At 43.5% G+C, this 18301-nt stretch carries 16 protein-coding genes; 10 read left to right on the forward strand and 6 right to left on the reverse strand.

Annotation, left to right across the window (positions count from 1 at the left end):
• Positions 1-347: 347 nt before the first annotated feature.
• On the reverse strand, positions 348-2048 hold the full coding sequence (locus CBX98_RS15005) for an ATP-binding protein (RefSeq protein ID WP_006741438.1): 1701 nt from the start codon (positions 2046-2048) through the stop codon (positions 348-350).
• A gap of 7 nt (positions 2049-2055) precedes the next feature.
• The gene (locus CBX98_RS15010) at positions 2056-2595 is read right to left on the reverse strand and encodes a heme NO-binding domain-containing protein (RefSeq protein ID WP_012841652.1); all 540 of its coding nucleotides are present in this window, start codon (positions 2593-2595) and stop codon (positions 2056-2058) included.
• A 242-nt stretch (positions 2596-2837) separates the two neighbouring features.
• Between CBX98_RS15010 and CBX98_RS15015 the strand changes: the two genes are divergently transcribed.
• The 5 genes from CBX98_RS15015 (at position 2838) to CBX98_RS15035 (ending at position 8973) form a co-directional block, all read left to right on the forward strand.
• Complete coding sequence (locus CBX98_RS15015) at positions 2838-3437, forward strand: CoA pyrophosphatase (RefSeq protein WP_046876183.1); 600 nt, start codon at positions 2838-2840, stop codon at positions 3435-3437.
• 344 nt (positions 3438-3781) lie between these two features.
• Entirely contained in the window at positions 3782-5035 is a 1254-nt protein-coding gene (locus CBX98_RS15020) for an aromatic amino acid transport family protein (protein ID WP_005396901.1), read from the forward strand.
• A 98-nt stretch (positions 5036-5133) separates the two neighbouring features.
• A complete protein-coding gene (locus CBX98_RS15025) occupies positions 5134-6495 on the forward strand; it encodes an L-serine ammonia-lyase (protein ID WP_005396900.1) in 1362 nt (453 codons plus the stop codon).
• Positions 6496-6695: 200 nt separating this feature from the next.
• Positions 6696-8411 (forward strand): EAL domain-containing protein, encoded by a 1716-nt coding sequence (locus CBX98_RS15030; RefSeq protein WP_046876184.1) that lies wholly within the window; start codon positions 6696-6698, stop codon positions 8409-8411.
• Positions 8412-8505: 94 nt separating this feature from the next.
• Positions 8506-8973 (forward strand): GNAT family N-acetyltransferase, encoded by a 468-nt coding sequence (locus tag CBX98_RS15035; protein WP_046876185.1) that lies wholly within the window; start codon positions 8506-8508, stop codon positions 8971-8973.
• 90 nt (positions 8974-9063) lie between these two features.
• Here CBX98_RS15035 and queD read toward each other — a convergent pair whose 3' ends face one another.
• Entirely contained in the window at positions 9064-9426 is a 363-nt protein-coding gene (queD, locus tag CBX98_RS15040; protein ID WP_005376896.1) for a 6-carboxytetrahydropterin synthase QueD, read from the reverse strand.
• 292 nt (positions 9427-9718) lie between these two features.
• Here queD and CBX98_RS15045 point away from each other — a divergent pair, with 292 nt between their 5' ends.
• Both CBX98_RS15045 and asnS read left to right on the forward strand, forming a co-directional pair.
• Positions 9719-11344 (forward strand): methyl-accepting chemotaxis protein, encoded by a 1626-nt coding sequence (locus CBX98_RS15045; protein WP_109169676.1) that lies wholly within the window; start codon positions 9719-9721, stop codon positions 11342-11344.
• A 188-nt stretch (positions 11345-11532) separates the two neighbouring features.
• The gene (asnS, locus tag CBX98_RS15050) at positions 11533-12933 is read left to right on the forward strand and encodes an asparagine--tRNA ligase (RefSeq protein WP_046876186.1); all 1401 of its coding nucleotides are present in this window, start codon (positions 11533-11535) and stop codon (positions 12931-12933) included.
• A gap of 101 nt (positions 12934-13034) precedes the next feature.
• Here asnS and CBX98_RS15055 read toward each other — a convergent pair whose 3' ends face one another.
• Complete coding sequence (locus CBX98_RS15055; protein WP_012841649.1) at positions 13035-13253, reverse strand: hypothetical protein; 219 nt, start codon at positions 13251-13253, stop codon at positions 13035-13037.
• A gap of 106 nt (positions 13254-13359) precedes the next feature.
• Positions 13360-14781 (reverse strand): PLP-dependent aminotransferase family protein, encoded by a 1422-nt coding sequence (locus CBX98_RS15060; RefSeq protein WP_109169677.1) that lies wholly within the window; start codon positions 14779-14781, stop codon positions 13360-13362.
• A 259-nt stretch (positions 14782-15040) separates the two neighbouring features.
• On the opposite strand from CBX98_RS15060, the gene CBX98_RS15065 reads away from it, so the two are divergent.
• From CBX98_RS15065 to CBX98_RS15075, 3 genes are all read left to right on the forward strand, one after another.
• Positions 15041-15271 carry a hypothetical protein gene (locus CBX98_RS15065; RefSeq protein ID WP_005396877.1) on the forward strand — a complete coding sequence of 77 codons (231 nt, stop codon included), beginning with the start codon at positions 15041-15043 and terminating at the stop codon, positions 15269-15271.
• Between the two features lie 245 nt (positions 15272-15516).
• Complete coding sequence (locus CBX98_RS15070) at positions 15517-15816, forward strand: hypothetical protein (protein WP_109169679.1); 300 nt, start codon at positions 15517-15519, stop codon at positions 15814-15816.
• A gap of 331 nt (positions 15817-16147) precedes the next feature.
• Positions 16148-17338: an amino acid aminotransferase gene (locus tag CBX98_RS15075; RefSeq protein ID WP_012841647.1), complete on the forward strand. Its 1191-nt coding sequence runs from the start codon at positions 16148-16150 to the stop codon at positions 17336-17338.
• 82 nt (positions 17339-17420) lie between these two features.
• Here the strand turns inward: CBX98_RS15075 and CBX98_RS15080 are convergent, their stop codons facing one another.
• Positions 17421-18062: an outer membrane beta-barrel protein gene (locus CBX98_RS15080; RefSeq protein ID WP_046876189.1), complete on the reverse strand. Its 642-nt coding sequence runs from the start codon at positions 18060-18062 to the stop codon at positions 17421-17423.
• Positions 18063-18301: the final 239 nt, after the last annotated feature.

An 18301-nucleotide genomic window follows, 5' to 3' on the forward strand; every position in this document is an offset into this window, starting at 1 on the left:
TCTATGAATCCTGCTAACGAAAACAAGCAAAAACGCCTCCAGTACGGATAATGCCGCTCGTTTAACAGCGAGTGGGCATATTTCTGTATCTCGTCATCCTGCACAGCGACGAAGGAGCGTGATGTAGGCTCTTCTATCCGAGCACTTTATGGTCAAATTTGTTTCATTAGCCGCTCAGCATGCTGCTATTAGATTCCTAGTCTCGCCAAGGCTCGCTGGAATGACACAAGAAACATCGTTAAGCGATCGGCATTATCCAGTGTGGAGCGTTTTTTGTGTGTTTTATTTACAGGTACTTTGGCTTTTAGCCGTTGGCTAACAAGAATCCGTTTTTTAAGAGGCTGCGTCTACTGCTCAAGCCACTTACACATGATCTGTTCAATATCGGTTGCGGTGTACGGTTTAGTGAGGATGTCGTCCATGCCTGAATCAATGCACTTTTGACGCTCTTCGATGGTAGTGCCAGCGGTTAATGCAATAATAGGATGAGTAAAGCCACGCTCTCTCAGATACATCGTCGCCTCATAACCATCCATTTCTGGCATTCGGCAGTCCATAAATATCAGTTCGTACTCTTTGTTTTTCACCGCTTCTAAAGCTTCTTTCCCATTAGCTTTTAAATCAGGCGTAATGTCGAGTTTTTTCAGCATTTGAGTAACTATCACTTGGTTCATTCTGATGTCGTCAACCACCAGTATTGAGCGTCCTGCCAAATCACTTCGCTCTATGGTAGCTAATTCCCCCTCAGCTGCGCCTTGGGCTTGTCCCTCCTTTAGAGGAATAGAGACTTTAAAGGTGGTACCTTTGCGTTCTTCACTTTCAAAGCTAATCTCGCCCTGCATCAAATCCACTAGATTTTTACAAATCGCAAGGCCCAAACCTGAGCCTTCAAAACTGCGCTTCGCCGAGCGATCTACTTGCACAAATGGGTCAAATAATGAGGGCTGTGCTTCTATCGGGATGCCAATACCCGTGTCTTCAACCTCAAAATGCGCAATACCGTTTATCCACTCCACTCGCAGCACCACCCCACCCAAATGAGTAAACTTAATAGCATTTCCCACCAAGTTGACCAAGATCTGTGTAATTCGCTCTAAGTCACCGACTAAAAACTCAGGAATACCGAGCTTTTTATCGATGGAGAAATGAATTCGCTTTTCTGCTGCTTTAGCTGAAAATACCCCCATGATGGCTTTTTCAAGCTCTTCCCAAGCAAAGACCTTATCGATGATTTCCATCATACCGGCATTCATCTTGCTGAAGTCGAGAAGATCGTTAATGATGACCCTCAACAAGTCTCCCGATTGAGTCAAGTTGTTTAGGTAATGGCGTTGCTCTTCACCTAACTGTGTTCGACTTAGTAGTTCAGCACTACCTAATACGCCATTAAGAGGTGTACGCAACTCGTGGTTAATCATGGCGACAAACTCTTTCGTCGCTTTTTCCGATTCCTCTGCCCGCTTTCGCAGCTCCACTTCTCGCTCTAAACTCAAATGACGGCCAATGACCCCATGAACCAAATCCGATACCAGCTCCATCTGTTTGGAAATAAAAGACTGATCGATTTGATCCAACTGAACAGAGAAGATCAACTCCCCTACTGTTTGCTTGTCAATGATGATAGGCAAATGCAAGTTCTCCCCTTGCCAATTGGGGACAGTCTTAATCGTATTCTCATGGCGAAGCTGTAAATGACCAAAATGATGTCGGCGCAAAGAAGAAAGTTTTGTGGAATCAAGATGTAAGTAAGCCGCAGAAATGATTGAGTTCGAAGTGAGCTGCTCAATAAAACTGGCAATCATAGCTTCATCAAAGGTGCTCGACAAAAAAGTTCGACCAAACTTAATCAGCGTCGCGTCAACTTTCTCTTCGAACTCAAACTTGCGTAAATCCTTTTTTGATTTCAACTCAAGCTTTTTCAAAGCAACACTTAGCTGTTGAGTAGATTCATAAAGTTCGAAGCTCTTCTGCTCCAATAACCGCTCAGCTGCTTTTCTTGATTCGATTTCTCGTTTGAGTTTCCTTTCTAGCGAGGAACTTCCTGTCATATCGTTCTTATTGTGCCTCTAACCAAAAGCGGACCTGGCTACCATCTTCTGACTGGTTTTGGTGTTTGATATGAATAACTTCGCCAAAGTGCGCTGCGCAGCCTTTTATTAGACCTAAACATACGTGAGACATGCACCGCGCACTTCGATAATCAAACACCATGTTTGATTGAGTCTCGCTGATAAAATCAAACTGAGGAGGATTAGCATCTGGGTAGAGCTTTTTGACCTCGACATGAATAAAATCTTCAACATGGCGAACAAATTGAAATGTCGTTTCACACTGCTGCAAACTGGCATGACTAGGAATCGAGCGAAGTAAATTCAAAAAAACGCACTCTCCAAATACTTCTTGCAGTTGTTCAGGTGGAATGCCAGATACTTTACTGAGATTCACAATCAATTTAACCAAGTCTTTATGATCGTAACTACCAACCGCCGTATAAATCCCTTCGTCATTAGAAAGGTCGAGCACTTGGTCTAACACATCGAGACCAAACTTCTCTTCCACTAACTCCATGAACTCGGTGAAAATAATCCCTTTCATTAGTCAATACTTGCCCCATAGTGACGTCTTAAAATAAAGAATGGTTTATAACCTTATAAGTTTCAAATTATTATACCCAAGCAGAGTGAGACACATGACACAAAGCAGGGAAAGAACCAATGGACATGCTTTGGTATTGCCGTACTACTACTTTAATACCGTACCAACGGCGATAGCACCACGCCTCTTGCGGCCATTGAGTATAATAAATAGTGGTTAGGCACAATAAATAAGGATTTGGTTTGGTTATCGACAAAACACAATTACTGCAAAACTTTCAATTTCGGCTTCCAACGGGTTACCACAAAGAGTCCCTCGCGCGACTGAAATGGATGAAAGGAAAATCACTGCGAGACGCAGCGGTCTTAATTGGTTTTGTAGAACGCCCGGAGGGGCTACAGGTCATTTTGACAAAGCGAGCAGCGCACTTGCGTCATCATCCGGGACAAATCAGTTTCCCCGGCGGTAAGTTTGAGCAGGAAGATCATCATCTAATCAATACGGCATTAAGAGAAACCAAAGAAGAGGTCGGTATAGAAGATGAACATATTCATGTATTTGGCCAGCTTCCAACATTGCCAACGATTAGTCAGTTTAATGTGACACCGTTTTTGGCCTTTATTTCTCCTGAGTATAAAACGCATATTGACCCAAATGAGGTGGAGTCTGTTTTTGAAGTTCCTGCTAACCACATTCTGAATCCGACAAAATTGTACAGCACCAAGTTTGACCTAAAAAACAGCAGTCATCGTGTATTTGCTATCCCATATAGACAGCATTTCATCTGGGGCATGACCGCACAAATCATCGAATCGATGCAAAAACATATCATTTCACATTAAAAACTTCTGATATCGGTATTTTTATGGATGCGATCATCATGCGCATCAATATTAATAAAACGTTGCTTCATAAACATTCATTCACATTAGATTAATTTGCCGTTTTCACCGCAAACGCTTGCGGTGAAATAAATTTATACAAACAGCCCTATCGATAAGTTTTTCTAATTTTACTCATTAGCAGAAATCACGAGTAGCACATCATTTTCGTGATAAAAAGCAGGTTTTTGACATATCATTCAATAAGCGTAAGCAATAAATGATTTAGATCTAATTTTCCTAGTGTAAAATCTTGCAAAATTACTCCCGACTTATTTCCTGTTCCCAAAATGAGTAACTAAAAAATGAATACAACTACTTCTGCGGTTTCTACCGCACAATCGTCTAGTAAGTTTTCTTACAAAGACTTTACCTGGTGTCTGTCCCTTTTTGGTACGGCAGTAGGTGCCGGTGTACTATTCCTTCCTATTAAAGCAGGTGCAGGTGGCTTTTGGCCATTAGTAATCCTAGCCCTAATCGCAGCACCAATGACTTGGTTCGCACACAAATCTTTAGCTCGCTTCGTTCTTTCTGCGAAAAACCCAGAAGCGGACATCACTGACACAGTAGAAGAGCACTTTGGTAAGACTGGCGCAAACCTTATTACGTTCGCTTACTTCTTCGCTATCTACCCAATCGTACTTATCTACGGTGTTGGTATCACAAACACGGTTGACTCTTTCCTAGTTAACCAAATGGGTATGGAATCTATTCCTCGCTGGCTACTTTCCGGTGCACTTATCGCTGCAATGACAGCGGGCGTAGTGTTCGGTAAAGAGCTTATGCTGAAAGCAACTTCAGCGATGGTTTACCCTCTAGTGTTCATCCTACTAGCGCTGTCTGTGTACCTAATTCCTGGTTGGAACACTTCAATGATGGAAGTATCACCTGACTGGGGTGCAATGCCAGCTATCGTATGGCTAGCAATCCCTGTTATCGTGTTCTCTTTCAACCACAGCCCAATCATTTCTCAGTTCTCTAAAGAACAACGTCGTGTATACGGTGATGACGCAGTTAAGAAAACTGACGCTATCACTGGTGGCGCAGCGATGATGCTAATGGGCTTTGTAATGTTCTTCGTTTTCTCTGTTGTACTTTCTCTGTCTCCAGAGCAACTAGCAACAGCACAAGAGCAAAACATCTCTGTTCTTTCTTACCTAGCAAACGTTCATGAGTCTCCACTGATCTCTTACTTAGGTCCACTGGTTGCTTTCGCGGCTATCACTTCTAGCTACTTCGGCCACTTCCTAGGTGCGCATGAAGGTCTAGTTGGTCTAGTGAAATCTCGTTCAAAATCGCCAGTAAGCAAGATCGAGAAGATGTCTCTTATCTTCATCGTAATCACAACTTGGATCGTTGCTATCGTTAACCCAAGCATCCTAGGTATGATTGAAACAATGGGCGCACCGATGATTGCGGCAATCCTATTCTTGATGCCTATCTTCGCAATGCAAAAAGTTCCAGCGATGGCTAAGTACAAAACTTCAGCACCTGTGCAAATTTTCACAGCAATCTGTGGTCTTGCTGCCATTAGTTCTGTAATCTACGGCGCTCTTTAATCATCCCTGCCCTAGCACGGTATGATTAATCCAAAAATATAACGATAAAATTAAGCCTCCCAACTCCCCTTGGGAGGCTTTCTTCTGAGGTAATCGATATGATTAGTGTTTTTGATATCTATAAAATCGGTGTTGGACCTTCAAGCTCACACACTGTAGGCCCAATGAAAGCGGGTAAAGAGTTTATTGATGACCTTCGTGCAATGGGAAAACTGCGCGACATCACTAAAATCACCGTTGACGTTTATGGATCACTATCACTGACAGGGAAAGGTCACCACACAGATATTGCTATCATCATGGGTCTTGCAGGCAACACTCCTGAGAAAGTTGATATCGATTCTATCCCGGGCTTTATCGCTCGCGTAGAAGAAACTGAACGCCTTCCTGTTGGCATGCACTGTCACACAGTATCGTTCCCACGTGAAGGTGGAATGAACTTCCACAAAACAAACCTTGAGTTACACGAAAACGGCATGCAAATCCACGCTTGGATTGATGACGAAAAAGCGTACTCAAAAACTTACTACTCCATCGGCGGTGGCTTCATCGTTGATGAAGAAAACTTCGGTAAAGAAGTTGAGAACCCAGTAAAAGTTCCTTACCCGTTTACAACGGCAGAAGAGCTTGTAAAGCAATGTCATGAAAGCGGCCTGTCTATCAGTGCGCTAACCATGAAAAATGAACATGCGCTTCATTCTGACGAAGAAACTCGTACTTACTTCGCAAACATCTGGCGCACAATGCGCGAATGTATGGATCGCGGTATGAACGAAGAAGGCATTCTGCCTGGTCCACTACGCGTGCCTCGTCGTGCAGCAGCACTTCGTCAGCAACTGCTTACTTCTGAAAAAACAACGAACGATCCAATGTCTGTTGTTGACTGGGTAAACATGTTTGCTTTTGCAGTAAACGAAGAGAACGCAGCAGGTGGTCGTGTTGTAACTGCGCCGACTAACGGTGCATGCGGCATCATCCCTGCAGTACTAGCTTACTATGACAAGTTTATCCAAACCGTAACTGAGAAAGACTACATCCGTTACTTCGCAGCTTCTGGTGCAATTGGCGGCCTTTACAAGCGTAACGCGTCTATCTCTGGTGCAGAAGTTGGCTGTCAGGGCGAAGTTGGCGTGGCATGTTCTATGGCAGCAGCGGGCCTTGCTGAGCTTATGGGTGGTAGTCCAGAGCAAGTATGTATGGCGGCTGAAATTGCGATGGAGCACAACCTAGGTCTAACTTGTGACCCGGTTGCAGGTCAGGTTCAGGTTCCATGTATCGAGCGTAATGGTATTGCAGCTGTAAAAGCAATCAACTCAACTCGTATGGCACTGCGTCGTTCTTCTGCTCCTACTGTTTCTCTAGATAAAGTTATCGAAACCATGCTAGAGACAGGTAAAGACATGAACGCGAAATACCGTGAGACTTCTCAAGGCGGCCTAGCAGTAAAAGTTATCTGTTAATAAGCCTTACTGAATATCGACGAAACCCGAGCCTCTGCTCGGGTTTTTTATACTTCATTAACCATGAATAATGCCCAGCATAAAAAAACCTAAAACCTTGAATATATCCAATTATTATGGATATCCCCGTAAAAAATCACATCCCTCTCCTAGCTTTATTGATAACGTAGCCAAAAATTAAACTTGGAGCACACCAACACATGATTAGGTTTGAAATTGGAAACCAAATCTGCGTTTGCTTGTCCGAAAACGAAATATCTTTAGAGCTCAATCAATCACTCCACCACTCCATTCCTGTCAACCCAAATGAGTACGCCATTCTGTCAACCATCGCCAAATACGGCAGCTTAAATACGCCAATTAGCCAGCGATTGATAGAAAGCAAAATCACTCAACAATACAAAATGACACTGCCTGAAAATGGCTTTAAAAACGCGGTGGCCGCTCTAAGAAGGAAATTTCGCAAGCTCACGGAAGAACACGTAACCACAAAAAAAAATATTATCGAAAATATTCACCGGACCGGATACTTCATCCCTTTTACTATGCAAAACAACCATCAGAATGGCATCGACCATCAACACAAGATCAATCAGTACACAACAAACAGCCTTGGCAAAGCCCTTCGTATTTGTCTGCGTAATAAAAAGATCTATTCAGATACGTTGTGGGTCGTGTTGATCACAGCGATCATTTTCTTTGCCATCTGTTATTACGCGATAAACAGCATTGTGAAACATAATTATCTGGATAACGCCTTCGAAATTGCAGAAAACCTTTCCCAAAAGAGCTGCTTTGCTGATGAAAGAGAATTGAAGTCGCTCTTTGATAATGTAAAGTTGGTGGAATCGAGCATGATGCTGGACCGTTTCAATATCCGGTGTTTAGTCACCCCCGAAACCGTTGTCCCTGTCAGCAAAAAAGCATTTGAAGAGTGGAGTAATAATAGCAATTATACGACCCAATCATTTGACTTGAATAACGCGACCGTTTTGGTTCGTGTCAAAAACATTAACTTATCCGACAACGTTGAAAATCATATTTCGCGTTTTTTTCTTTCCGGCATGAAGCTATCAACCAATACAGGGACTTCTTTAGAAATTGGTAACACCAATGAACGCTTTTTCAACTATCACGTGAAGAACAGCGGCTATAAAGAGGTGTATTACATCTCTGGACCGTTTCAAAGCATCATTTTATTAAGCTTGCTGTTTCTCATAATACTGCGTCATCGCTCCCTACAAGCCTTTATGGCTTATTTGTGTGCAATTCGACAATTTAAAATCAAACTGGAGCCGATTTATGACACTTCAGCGCAAAAGATTGTGCATTACGAAGCGCTCTCGCGGTTTAAGGTAAAAAATACGCAACGGTTTATTGAAACACTGATCCGCAATGGGCTGCTCCTTACTCATACCTTACTGGTGATAGAGTCCATCTATACTAAGCACAAAGCGCTGCCTATTCCTATCAGCATCAATATTTGTCCTTCTTTGCTGCGAGGACGCAACTTTTCAATCCTACACAGAGAACTATCTAACCGAGATTGTCGTTTACTGACGATTGAAATCACGGAAAATGCATCGATGTACTATACCTCCGAGATTTATGGCAATGTCGCGAAACTAAAAGCACTGGATTGTAAAATCAGTATCGATGACTTTGGCACTGGCAACAACAACGTGTCGCTCATCAGTAAAATCAATCCAGATTATTTGAAAATAGATCGGGAGTTTGTGATTGGTTTAAAGTCGGACGATAAGAAAGTGGAAACGTTGCGTCAGTTAATCGCCATGGGAAATACGTATCGGTGTACCGTCATTGTTGAAGGCGTAGAAACCGCCGATAGCGCTCACTTACTCACAACATTAGGTGCCTATATTCACCAAGGTTATTATTATCCTCTGCATTTCTAGCTTTTCTTAACCTCGTGAGTTACTTAAACTAGAGGGAATACTCTATTAAAGTTCGTGGCGGCATGAGGATATGCCGCCAATTTGTGGTTGAACGATGATTGCTATTAAACCCACCAAACTGAAAGATTTTTCGAGTTTGATGCAATTGGATGTGCAGGAAGAGCAGAAAGGATTTTCTACGCCGTTTGAAGTGGCTTATCAAAAACGCAATAAGTCTGAAGCGTTCTTTACGATTTATTCTGACGATCTATTAGTTGGCTATCTTGTTATCGATAAAGGCTTCTCCCAACATGCCCCCTTTGCCAAAAGGCACGAACTGGGGCTCAAGTACTTGATGGTTGATCGACGTTTCCAACGCCAAGGGGTTGGGAGTGAAGCGTTACGCAAACTGTTCGTTTATGCGTATACCATTGACCCTGAAAGCACCTCTCTTTGCGTCACTGTGCCACAGAGTCAGCAATACGCTATCAGTTTTCTTGATGCGTGTGGATTCATCAATACAGAGAAAACAACGTTTGGTGAGAACGAAAAAGAGTGGATTTTACGTCATCCACTGAGCTAGCAAGAAAAGTATAAAAAATAGGGAATATCCAGATACAACAAAGGCAAGCTCATGGCTTGCCTTTGTCTTCAATGCTCAATAAAAAGTGACTTATTCACCTTTGTAAATACAACCGGCTGTGCACGTTTCTTTGATTTCTACTTTGCTTAGCAACGGTAAACTTGGCTTAAGCTGTTGCCAAATCCATTTTGCTAGCACTTCGCTCGTCGGGTTCTCCAACCCTTCAATGTCGTTCAGGTAATAATGGTCTAAACGATTGTAAATTGGTTTGAATGCCGCTTTGATTTCAGCGAAATCCACTACCCAACCAGTATGCGGGTCTACCTCACCTTCTACATAAAGACGAACTAAGAAAGAGTGTCCATGCAAACGACCACACTTATGGCCTTCAGGTACATGTGGCAAGTGATGTGCCGCTTCGAACATAAACTCTTTGTACAATTCTGTTTTCATCTTGATTCTCAGGCTTTAAAAAGACACGCAATACTAAGGAATTCACTGCCAACAGACAAGTGCTACTCAATACAAGCGTAGCAAAACGCCGTTTGTTCTCAGCGAAAATAATTAAACCTTTGTCCTGATCGTCGTATTTCTGTCATGCGCCAAACATTTGATTACACAGCACTCACATCACAATTACATATCCCCAACATGAGTGGGGTCACAATCATTCATTTCGTTGATCGCAGTGTGCATTTGTGCACATTAAGATTGTGCAGTTCGTTCCAATTACACTTATAAATTTATGCGCTCAACTATCACTTTTAAGCTCTTGCTCGCGTTAATTGCCGTCTTCAGCTGTGTTCTGGCAGCCTCTACGGCTTATCAATACCATCAACAAAAAACCTTAATCAATGATGTTCTCAGTGAACAGCTTCATGATAAGGCTAGTAATTACTTCGATAGCCTAAACATGATGATGCTAACAGGCACCATGTCGCAAAAAGAAACTTTGCGAAAAAAAGCACTTGCACAAGAAGGGATTGAAGAAGTTCGCGTGTTGCGGGCCGATACCGTCACCAAGCTTTACGGACCAGGACAAGCAAACCAACAACCGGTCGATGATATTGATCAACGAGCTTTAAATGGCGAACTGGTCATTGAGCCAATTTCAGCCGATTGGGGGAACGGACTGGTTGTCGCGCTACCAATGAAATCAAGCGAAAATTATCGTGGCACCAACTGCGTTTCTTGCCATGTAGCACCAGAAGGCGAAGTATTGGGCGCGATTCGTTTGGAATACAACATGAACCACGTCAATTCAATGATCAATAAACAGGCAATGTTTGCGATGGGAATAATGGCCGTTATCGCGTTTGTTGGTTTTATTATAACGATGAGTTTGATTCGTAAGATCATTGTTCGCCCAATACAAAAAACGTCGCAATTCATGGCGAATGTGAGCCATAGTAAAGATCTATCTCAACGACTTGTTCATCACCAAAAAGATGAGGTAGGCCAACTTTCTACCGCGATTAATTCGTTTATGGACACGGTATCTGAGAGTTTAGAGCGTGTACAAGACACCTCCCACTCTCTTGCCAATTCAGCCAGTCAGTTAACGGATGTTGCACAATCAACAGACAAAGCGGCCAATAATCAACAATTGGAAACCAGTGACGTACAAAGCAACATCACCGACATGTTGCAGCAACAAACCGCCGTTGAAGACTCGACCAATAACGCCACAGCTCTAGTCAACCACACCGTTGATGTTGCTACTCACAGCGCAAGCCAAGCACACAGCGTGAGCGAAGACATCAAACACTTGGTGAGCAATATTGACGGCGTACGGGAAAAAATCAGTTCGTTAAACCAAAGAACCGAGGAAGTGTCGTCCATTCTTGGGGTCATTAAAGGCATTGCAGAACAAACCAACCTACTCGCGTTGAATGCTGCAATTGAAGCCGCCCGAGCCGGAGAGCAAGGACGTGGTTTTGCCGTCGTCGCGGAGGAAGTGCGTAACCTAGCTTCTCGGACCGCCGAAGCCACGGGCAACATTGAGCATATCATTTCTCAATTCCAGCAAGGGAGTGAAGAGTCCTTAGCCTCTGTGGATACTGTCTGCCAGTTTGCTCACCAACGTTCAGTCGATGTCGAGACACTTTCAGTCACGATGCATAACGTTGTCGATGAAATGCATCAAGTTCTGAAACATGCGGAAAACATTCAAAGCCAGACGCAAACCACATCCGACGTCAGTCAGCGTATTCAATCCAAAATTGATGTGATCACACTGCATGCTGACGACACATCGCAATCAGCATCGCACACGCGTGATATTAGTGTTGATTTAGAGCATCTATCCGAACGTTTAGAGCAATTACTTAACCAATTCACACTTTCAGAGCATCAAAGAGTGAATAAATAGAGAGATTCTCCCCATCAAAATGAATATAAAGGTTGATGCGAGCGAATTGACAGGTAATATGTCTCGTTGAATCTGTAAAATGCTACCCAACTCAGCACTTAGCTTGTTTTTTGAACAAAAATGTTATTAGACAAGCACTTTAATAAGTGTTGGGTTGAATTTTTACCTCAATGGAGAATATTGAAAACATGACTTACGCGCCTGTATCAGACGTATTGAAAGGTCAGCTAGCAGTAGACAGCGAAGTGACTGTTCGTGGCTGGATCCGTTCACGTCGTGATTCCAAAGCTGGAATCTCTTTCCTTGCCATATATGACGGCTCTTGTTTCGACCCGATTCAGGCCGTGGTCCCAAATAATCTTAATAATTACGAAGACGAAGTACTAAAGCTAACGACTGGCTGCTCTGTTGAAGTAACTGGTAAGATTGTTGAATCTCCTGCAAAGGGCCAAGACTTCGAACTTGCTGCCACTGGCGTTAAAGTGGTTGGCTGGGTTGAAGACGCTGAAACTTACCCGATGGCAAAAACTCGTCACTCTATCGAGTACCTACGTGAAGTTGCGCACCTACGTCCGCGCACAAACGTAATCGGTGCGGTAGCTCGTGTACGTAACTGCCTATCTCAAGCGATCCACCGCTTCTACCACGAGCAAGGTTACTTCTGGGTATCTGCGCCGTTGATCACTGCCTCAGATGCTGAAGGTGCTGGTGAAATGTTCCGCGTTTCTACGCTAGACATGGAAAACCTACCTCGTACAGACGCTGGCAAAGTGGACTACAACGAAGACTTCTTCGGTAAAGAAACTTTCCTTACGGTATCTGGTCAGCTAAACGCGGAGGCTTACGCTTGTGCACTAAGCAAGGTTTACACTTTCGGCCCTACTTTCCGTGCTGAAAACTCAAACACAAGCCGCCACCTAGCAGAGTTCTGGATGGTTGAGCCTGAAGTTGCGTTTGCAGAACTGGACGACGTTGCGAAACTGGCTGAAGACATGCTTAAGTACGTATTCAAAGCAGTACTTGAAGAGCGTCGCGATGACCTTGAGTTCTTTGCTCAGCGCATCGACAAAGAAGCCGTTAGCCGTCTAGAGAACTTTGTTTCTTCTGACTTCGCACAAGTTGACTACACAGACGCGATCCAAATCCTGTTGGATTCTGGCCGTGAGTTCGAATTCCCAGTTGAGTGGGGTATCGATATGTCATCTGAGCACGAGCGTTTCCTAGCGGAAGAGCACTTCAAAGCGCCGGTAATCGTTAAGAACTACCCGAAAGACATCAAAGCATTCTACATGCGTATGAACGATGATGGTAAGACGGTAGCGGCAATGGACGTTCTAGCACCTGGCATCGGTGAAATCATCGGTGGTTCTCAGCGTGAAGAGCGTCTAGACGTACTGGATGCACGTATGCGCGAAATGGGTATCGACCCTGAGCACATGAGCTGGTACCGCGACTTGCGTCGTTACGGCACAGTGCCACACGCAGGCTTTGGTCTAGGCTTTGAGCGTCTAGTATCTTACGTAACAGGCATGGGCAACGTTCGTGACGTGATCCCATTCCCACGTACGCCTCGCTCTGCGAACTTCTAATCACTTTTTAGTGAGACAGAATTAGAAAAGACCTCCCTAGTGGAGGTCTTTTATTTTGTGCTCAACCGTCAATACTATCTGCCAAGCAACTCAAGCTTGAGTTAGTCTTCTTCCTTATCTCTGTCCGCTTTTTCAGCGTACTTTACGCCCACAATACATAAGCCAAACATTACGAAAGGGATCACGGCCGCGGTGTACTCTGTCCATGCCATATGAGAGAAAGACTTCGCCAAAATGAGATGCGCAAATACCAGTAAAAACGCACTAAAAATAGCAACGGCGATTAACCTTAACTCATGTTTAACCAACTGCTTTTTCATCTTAAATCCTGCTTAATCGTCCAAGGTCTGTCGACCTGAATAATGATTGAAGCATAATTTTCAAAAATGGCGCTGATACAGTTGGAGCAAAAAAACACTAAGCAGTTTAATGAGTTTCAATTCTGAGTAATTCGCGAAGCAAATCACCTAACCTTTTGATAGCACCTTCTAAACTCGTTTCTAAAGGAAGCGATGTATTCAGTCTTAAATAGTTTTCGTATTGATCACTTATCGAAAAGAGTTTGCCATAAGCGACAGTAACCTGCTCAGACAATAGTGCTTGATATACCGCTTTACTTGATATTCCATCTGGCAATTTCAGCCAAAGAAAGTAACCACCATCAGGACGTTGATAGGTAACCTCTTTAGGTAGGTGCTTTGCGAGTAAATCCACGAAGTCAGCTTGACGGTGTTGCAGTGTCTTACGCAGCTTTCTCAGGTGGTTGTCGTAACTGTCGTTTTGTAAGTAGTGTGCAACTCCCTGCTGAATAGGGGCACTCCCAGACAATGTCGATATTAACTGGAGCTTTTGAATAGTCTCGTTAAAACGCTTATTCACCACCCAACCCAAGCGATATCCAGGGCATAAACTTTTAGAAAAAGAACCACAATGAAGGACACGCTCTTGCTCATCAAAGGTCTTTAATGAGTTCGGCCTTTTGTCAGAAAAATACAGCTCAGAGTACACATCGTCTTCGATGAGATACACATCATATCGATTGGCTAACTCAACAATGTATCGTTTGTGTTCATCAGACAAAAAAGCCCCGGTTGGATTATGAAAGTTCGTCATTAACCAACAAGCCCGAACATCTTCATTGGCAAAAGCTGCTTCGATTTGTTCAAGCGAATGCCCACTCTCATCATCGACACTGATTTCTATAGCCTTGAGCCCCAACCGTTCTACTGCTTGAAGTGCGCCATAAAACGTTGGGGATTCGACAACGACGGTATCACCTGGTCGGGTGACCGCTTGCAAACTCAAGTTTAATGCTTCTAGCGCACCGGAAGTAATAACCACATCATCATGGGTTAATGATATCCCATGATGAATATACCTCTGAGCGACGAGTCGCCTTAACGACTCAACACCAGGAGGTAGGTTGTCTAGCAACTTATCCGGCCCCATTTTTCGTCCCGAGCTGGCCAAATTACGGTTAAGCGACTCTAAAGGAAACAAACACGGATCCGGAAACGCCGAGCCTAAATGAACAACATCCGATGTTGCTTGGTGCTTCAAAAACGAATACAACTCATCATTCAACTTAGTGCATGGCGTATTGTTACTTTTAATTCCATTCGTATTGGTGAGACGTTCAAGATCGGCAGTCACATAGTAACCAGATTGAGGCTTTGCTATCACCCAACCTTGCGCCTCTAGCAATTGATAGGCTTGCAATACCGTACCTGCACTTACGGAATGATTGCGGCTGGTAACGCGTATTGAAGGCAGCTTCTCCCCTGCTCTCCAAGTATCTTGCTGAATTTGTGCCTTAAACAATTCGGCCAATTGACGGTATCGATTCATGTATCCCTCATTTCACTTGCAGCCGCACCATAGCATACTTCGCGCCAGCATTCTGATATGGCAGTAGTCAATTTAGCAACGTAATTTATCAAGCTTGTTTATAGCAATTTCGACGACGAAGTGAGAATTTATGTTCCATACTTTTACTGATACGTCCGAGTGGTCTTAAATCTTTGCCTTGTCTGAAAAGCAAGGCATTTCACGGGACTGAGAGTGTTAAATCCACTTAGACATCTATCTTTTAAGTCGGGAGGAAGCGATGAAAGTATTTACAATGGACGATCTCTCTTATCGCGGGAAACATAAAGGTGTACATAGCTGGGACCATCCTGGCGGCACAACCCCTTATTACTGGCATCCTGATTGGTTGCATATCGCTGAAGATGCTTTGGGTGAACACAAAAAGGCTGACCTTGAAGTCCCTGACGGAGAGGCCGCAACAGAAGAGCATGCAAAAGCGGCGATTCTCAAACACTTGAATGACGAGTAGTTTAGGCTCTATCACCGTTCAAGAATAGCGTTAGGTAGGCGAATCCATCGTCGTATGCTTTAAACGCATATAAAGCCAAAACCTACCAAATAATAAATTCTTCTGAATGAGAAGTACGCATCGTCTGTAGCTATCGAATGACAAAATAAGTCGATAGTTATCACATTAATTTTCATTACATCTGTTACATTTAGATAGTAATGGTGATGCACACCTCAACTCATGGATTATGAGAGAAAACAATAATGGCGAAATACAACGAAGAAGACATTAAATACAAAGGTGAATCCAACGGCGTACATTCTTGGAGTTCACCTTCCGGCCAACCTTATTATTGGCACCCAGATTGGCTACACGTAGCGGAAGATGCGACGGGCACACACCCGAAACAAAAGCTTGACGTCGAAAAAGCGGAAGTACCAACAGAGAAGCACGCATTAAAAGCAATCTTAAAACATATGAACGACTGGGCGACTGAGAAGCTTTCTTCTAACCCAGACATCGAAACCAATGCGGTTGAGTCTGAAATCCACCTGAAGAAATAACATCAGCCGACATCTATACTTCTTACAAGCAAACGCTCCACCTTTAGTGGGGCGTTTTTGTCTCAACTAGTAACCGCCACTCCACGTAAATCACTAATACAAAGCACTGAAGTCAAACGATTGGTACGTGAACAAAACTTCATCAATCATGGTATAAATCCCCTTCAAACTCTGTGCCTACCAAACGTTTTCATGGCAAAAACTTTAGTTATGTTAGAATTCTGTTTCAAATCGCAACTTTTTTAGGTTTTCTTTTCAGTAACGGTTGTAACCAATATTGCTGAAAGGTATAAATGTTAGCACACCCCTTCGATTAACATGGATGAAGATTATGTTTGAAAAAGTAGTTGCCGCTCCGGCTGACCCTATTCTTGGCCTTACTGAAGAGTTTAAAAAAGATACTCGCGCAGACAAAATTAACCTTGGCGTAGGTATTTACAAAAACGAGCAAGGCGAAACCCCCGTTCTTGCAACAGTAAAGAAAGCTGAAGCAGCACTTGTTGAAACTGAAAAAACCAAATCTTACCTAACTATCGAAGGCACAGCTGAGTACGGCATTGCAGTACAAAAACTGCTTTTCGGCTCTGATGCAGAAATTGTAAACGAAAAGCGCGCTAAAACAGCTCAAGCTCCAGGTGGTACTGGTGCATTACGTGTTGCTGGTGAGTTCATTAAACGCCAACTTGGCGATGTAAAAATCTGGATCAGCAACCCTACTTGGGCAAACCACAACGGCGTATTTACTGCCGCTGGTATCGAAACGGCACAATACAGCTACTACAACGCTGAAACAAAAGACAAAGACTTCGATGCGATGCTAAACGATCTGCAATCTGCATCTGAAGGTGACATCGTGCTTCTACACGGCTGCTGCCACAACCCTACTGGTATCGATCCAACTGCCGAAGAATGGGAAACATTGGCGAAACTAGTCGCAGAGAAGAAATTGCTTCCTCTGTTCGACTTCGCATACCAAGGCTTTGCTAAAGGTGTGGAAGAGGATGCGGCGGGTCTTCGTACTTTTGCTAAGTACAACAAAGAAATCCTAGTCGCGAGCTCGTTCTCGAAAAACTTTGGCCTTTACAACGAACGCGTTGGTGCCTTCACGTTAGTAGCGGAATCAGAAGAAGTCGCAACAACCGCATTTTCGCAAGTTAAAGCCATTATTCGCTCTATCTACTCTAACCCACCTGCGCACGGCAGCGCGGTCGTGACTCACATTCTTGGCAACGCCGAAATGCGTGCGGAATGGGAAGCTGAAGTAGCAGAAATGCGTGACCGTATCCAAGAGATGCGTGAACTATTTGTAGCGACACTAAAATCAGAAGGTGTGGACGCAGACTTTAGCTTCATCGAACGTCAAAATGGTATGTTCTCTTTCTCTGGCCTATCTAAAGAGCAAGTAAACCGTCTGAAAGAAGAGTTCGGTATTTACATCGTCGGTTCAGGCCGAATCAGTGTTGCTGGTATGACGAAGTCAAATATGGGTCCTCTATGTAAAGGCATTGCAGCGGTTTTATAATCGATAGTCGCATACTTTATTAAAAGGAAAGGTCAGCATAAGCTGACCTTTTTTATTTATTGCCAATAAATGAACCTGTCCGCTAGTAGACAAACTTCAAACTCAGCCCCACTTCATTGACATAATCAGAACTCTCACCGCTGTAATCGGTATCTCTAAACTGATAAAAAAGACCAGTACCAATAACATCATGCCATTGGTAGTTAAAACCTATCTTAAAATTGTTCTCATCGACGATATCACTGCGGTTAACTTCCACCTCGGCCGTCGCAATAAGTTTTTCACTGAATAAGTAATTCACCCCAACGGTGACGGCTTGAAGCAATTCGCTATCTGAAGATAACGTATTATCCGTTTTGTCGTCCGTCGCTTTCGCTTTGATTGCACCTATTCCATATTTACCGTAGATATCGAATTGATCCGTAATCCCATAACGATAACCACCACCAAACAACAAACGGTCAATGCGAAGAGTAAAGTCGTCCGGATGGAAAAACTGCGCCGAGTAATCGACATTAAACAACCAGTTCTCAGTAAATAAGTAATTACCACCGAGCCCAATTGTGGTCGCGTTCGAATTATCTAACCACTCTTCATTTGTGGTTCCGGCACCCACATCCAGGTGAATGTGTTCATACCCAAATTTTTCTGCTTGGTCCATGACCGCCGCGCTAGTTACTGCTGGCAAAGCAGCTAAAGACGCAAGCAATAAACTTCTCACCATTCGACTTCCTTTCATGAGAATTATTTAAACACTGCCCCCAAATCACCTTGAGTGGCTTAGTTCAACAAAAATAACTTAGTTTACAGACGCGGTAACGATTTGAAATCTGCTATGCCTCTAAATCAAGCATTGGCCAAAAATATATCGACCACGTCCGCTCACCTTTTGAGTGACTATATAGTAGTAGAAATGCCGATTCCTTATCGTGCGATATGTCAGAATCTTATGACTGAGTACGA

The sequence above is a fragment of the Vibrio sp. T9 genome (assembly GCF_003123985.1).
GTDB lineage: Bacteria > Pseudomonadota > Gammaproteobacteria > Enterobacterales > Vibrionaceae > Vibrio > Vibrio diabolicus.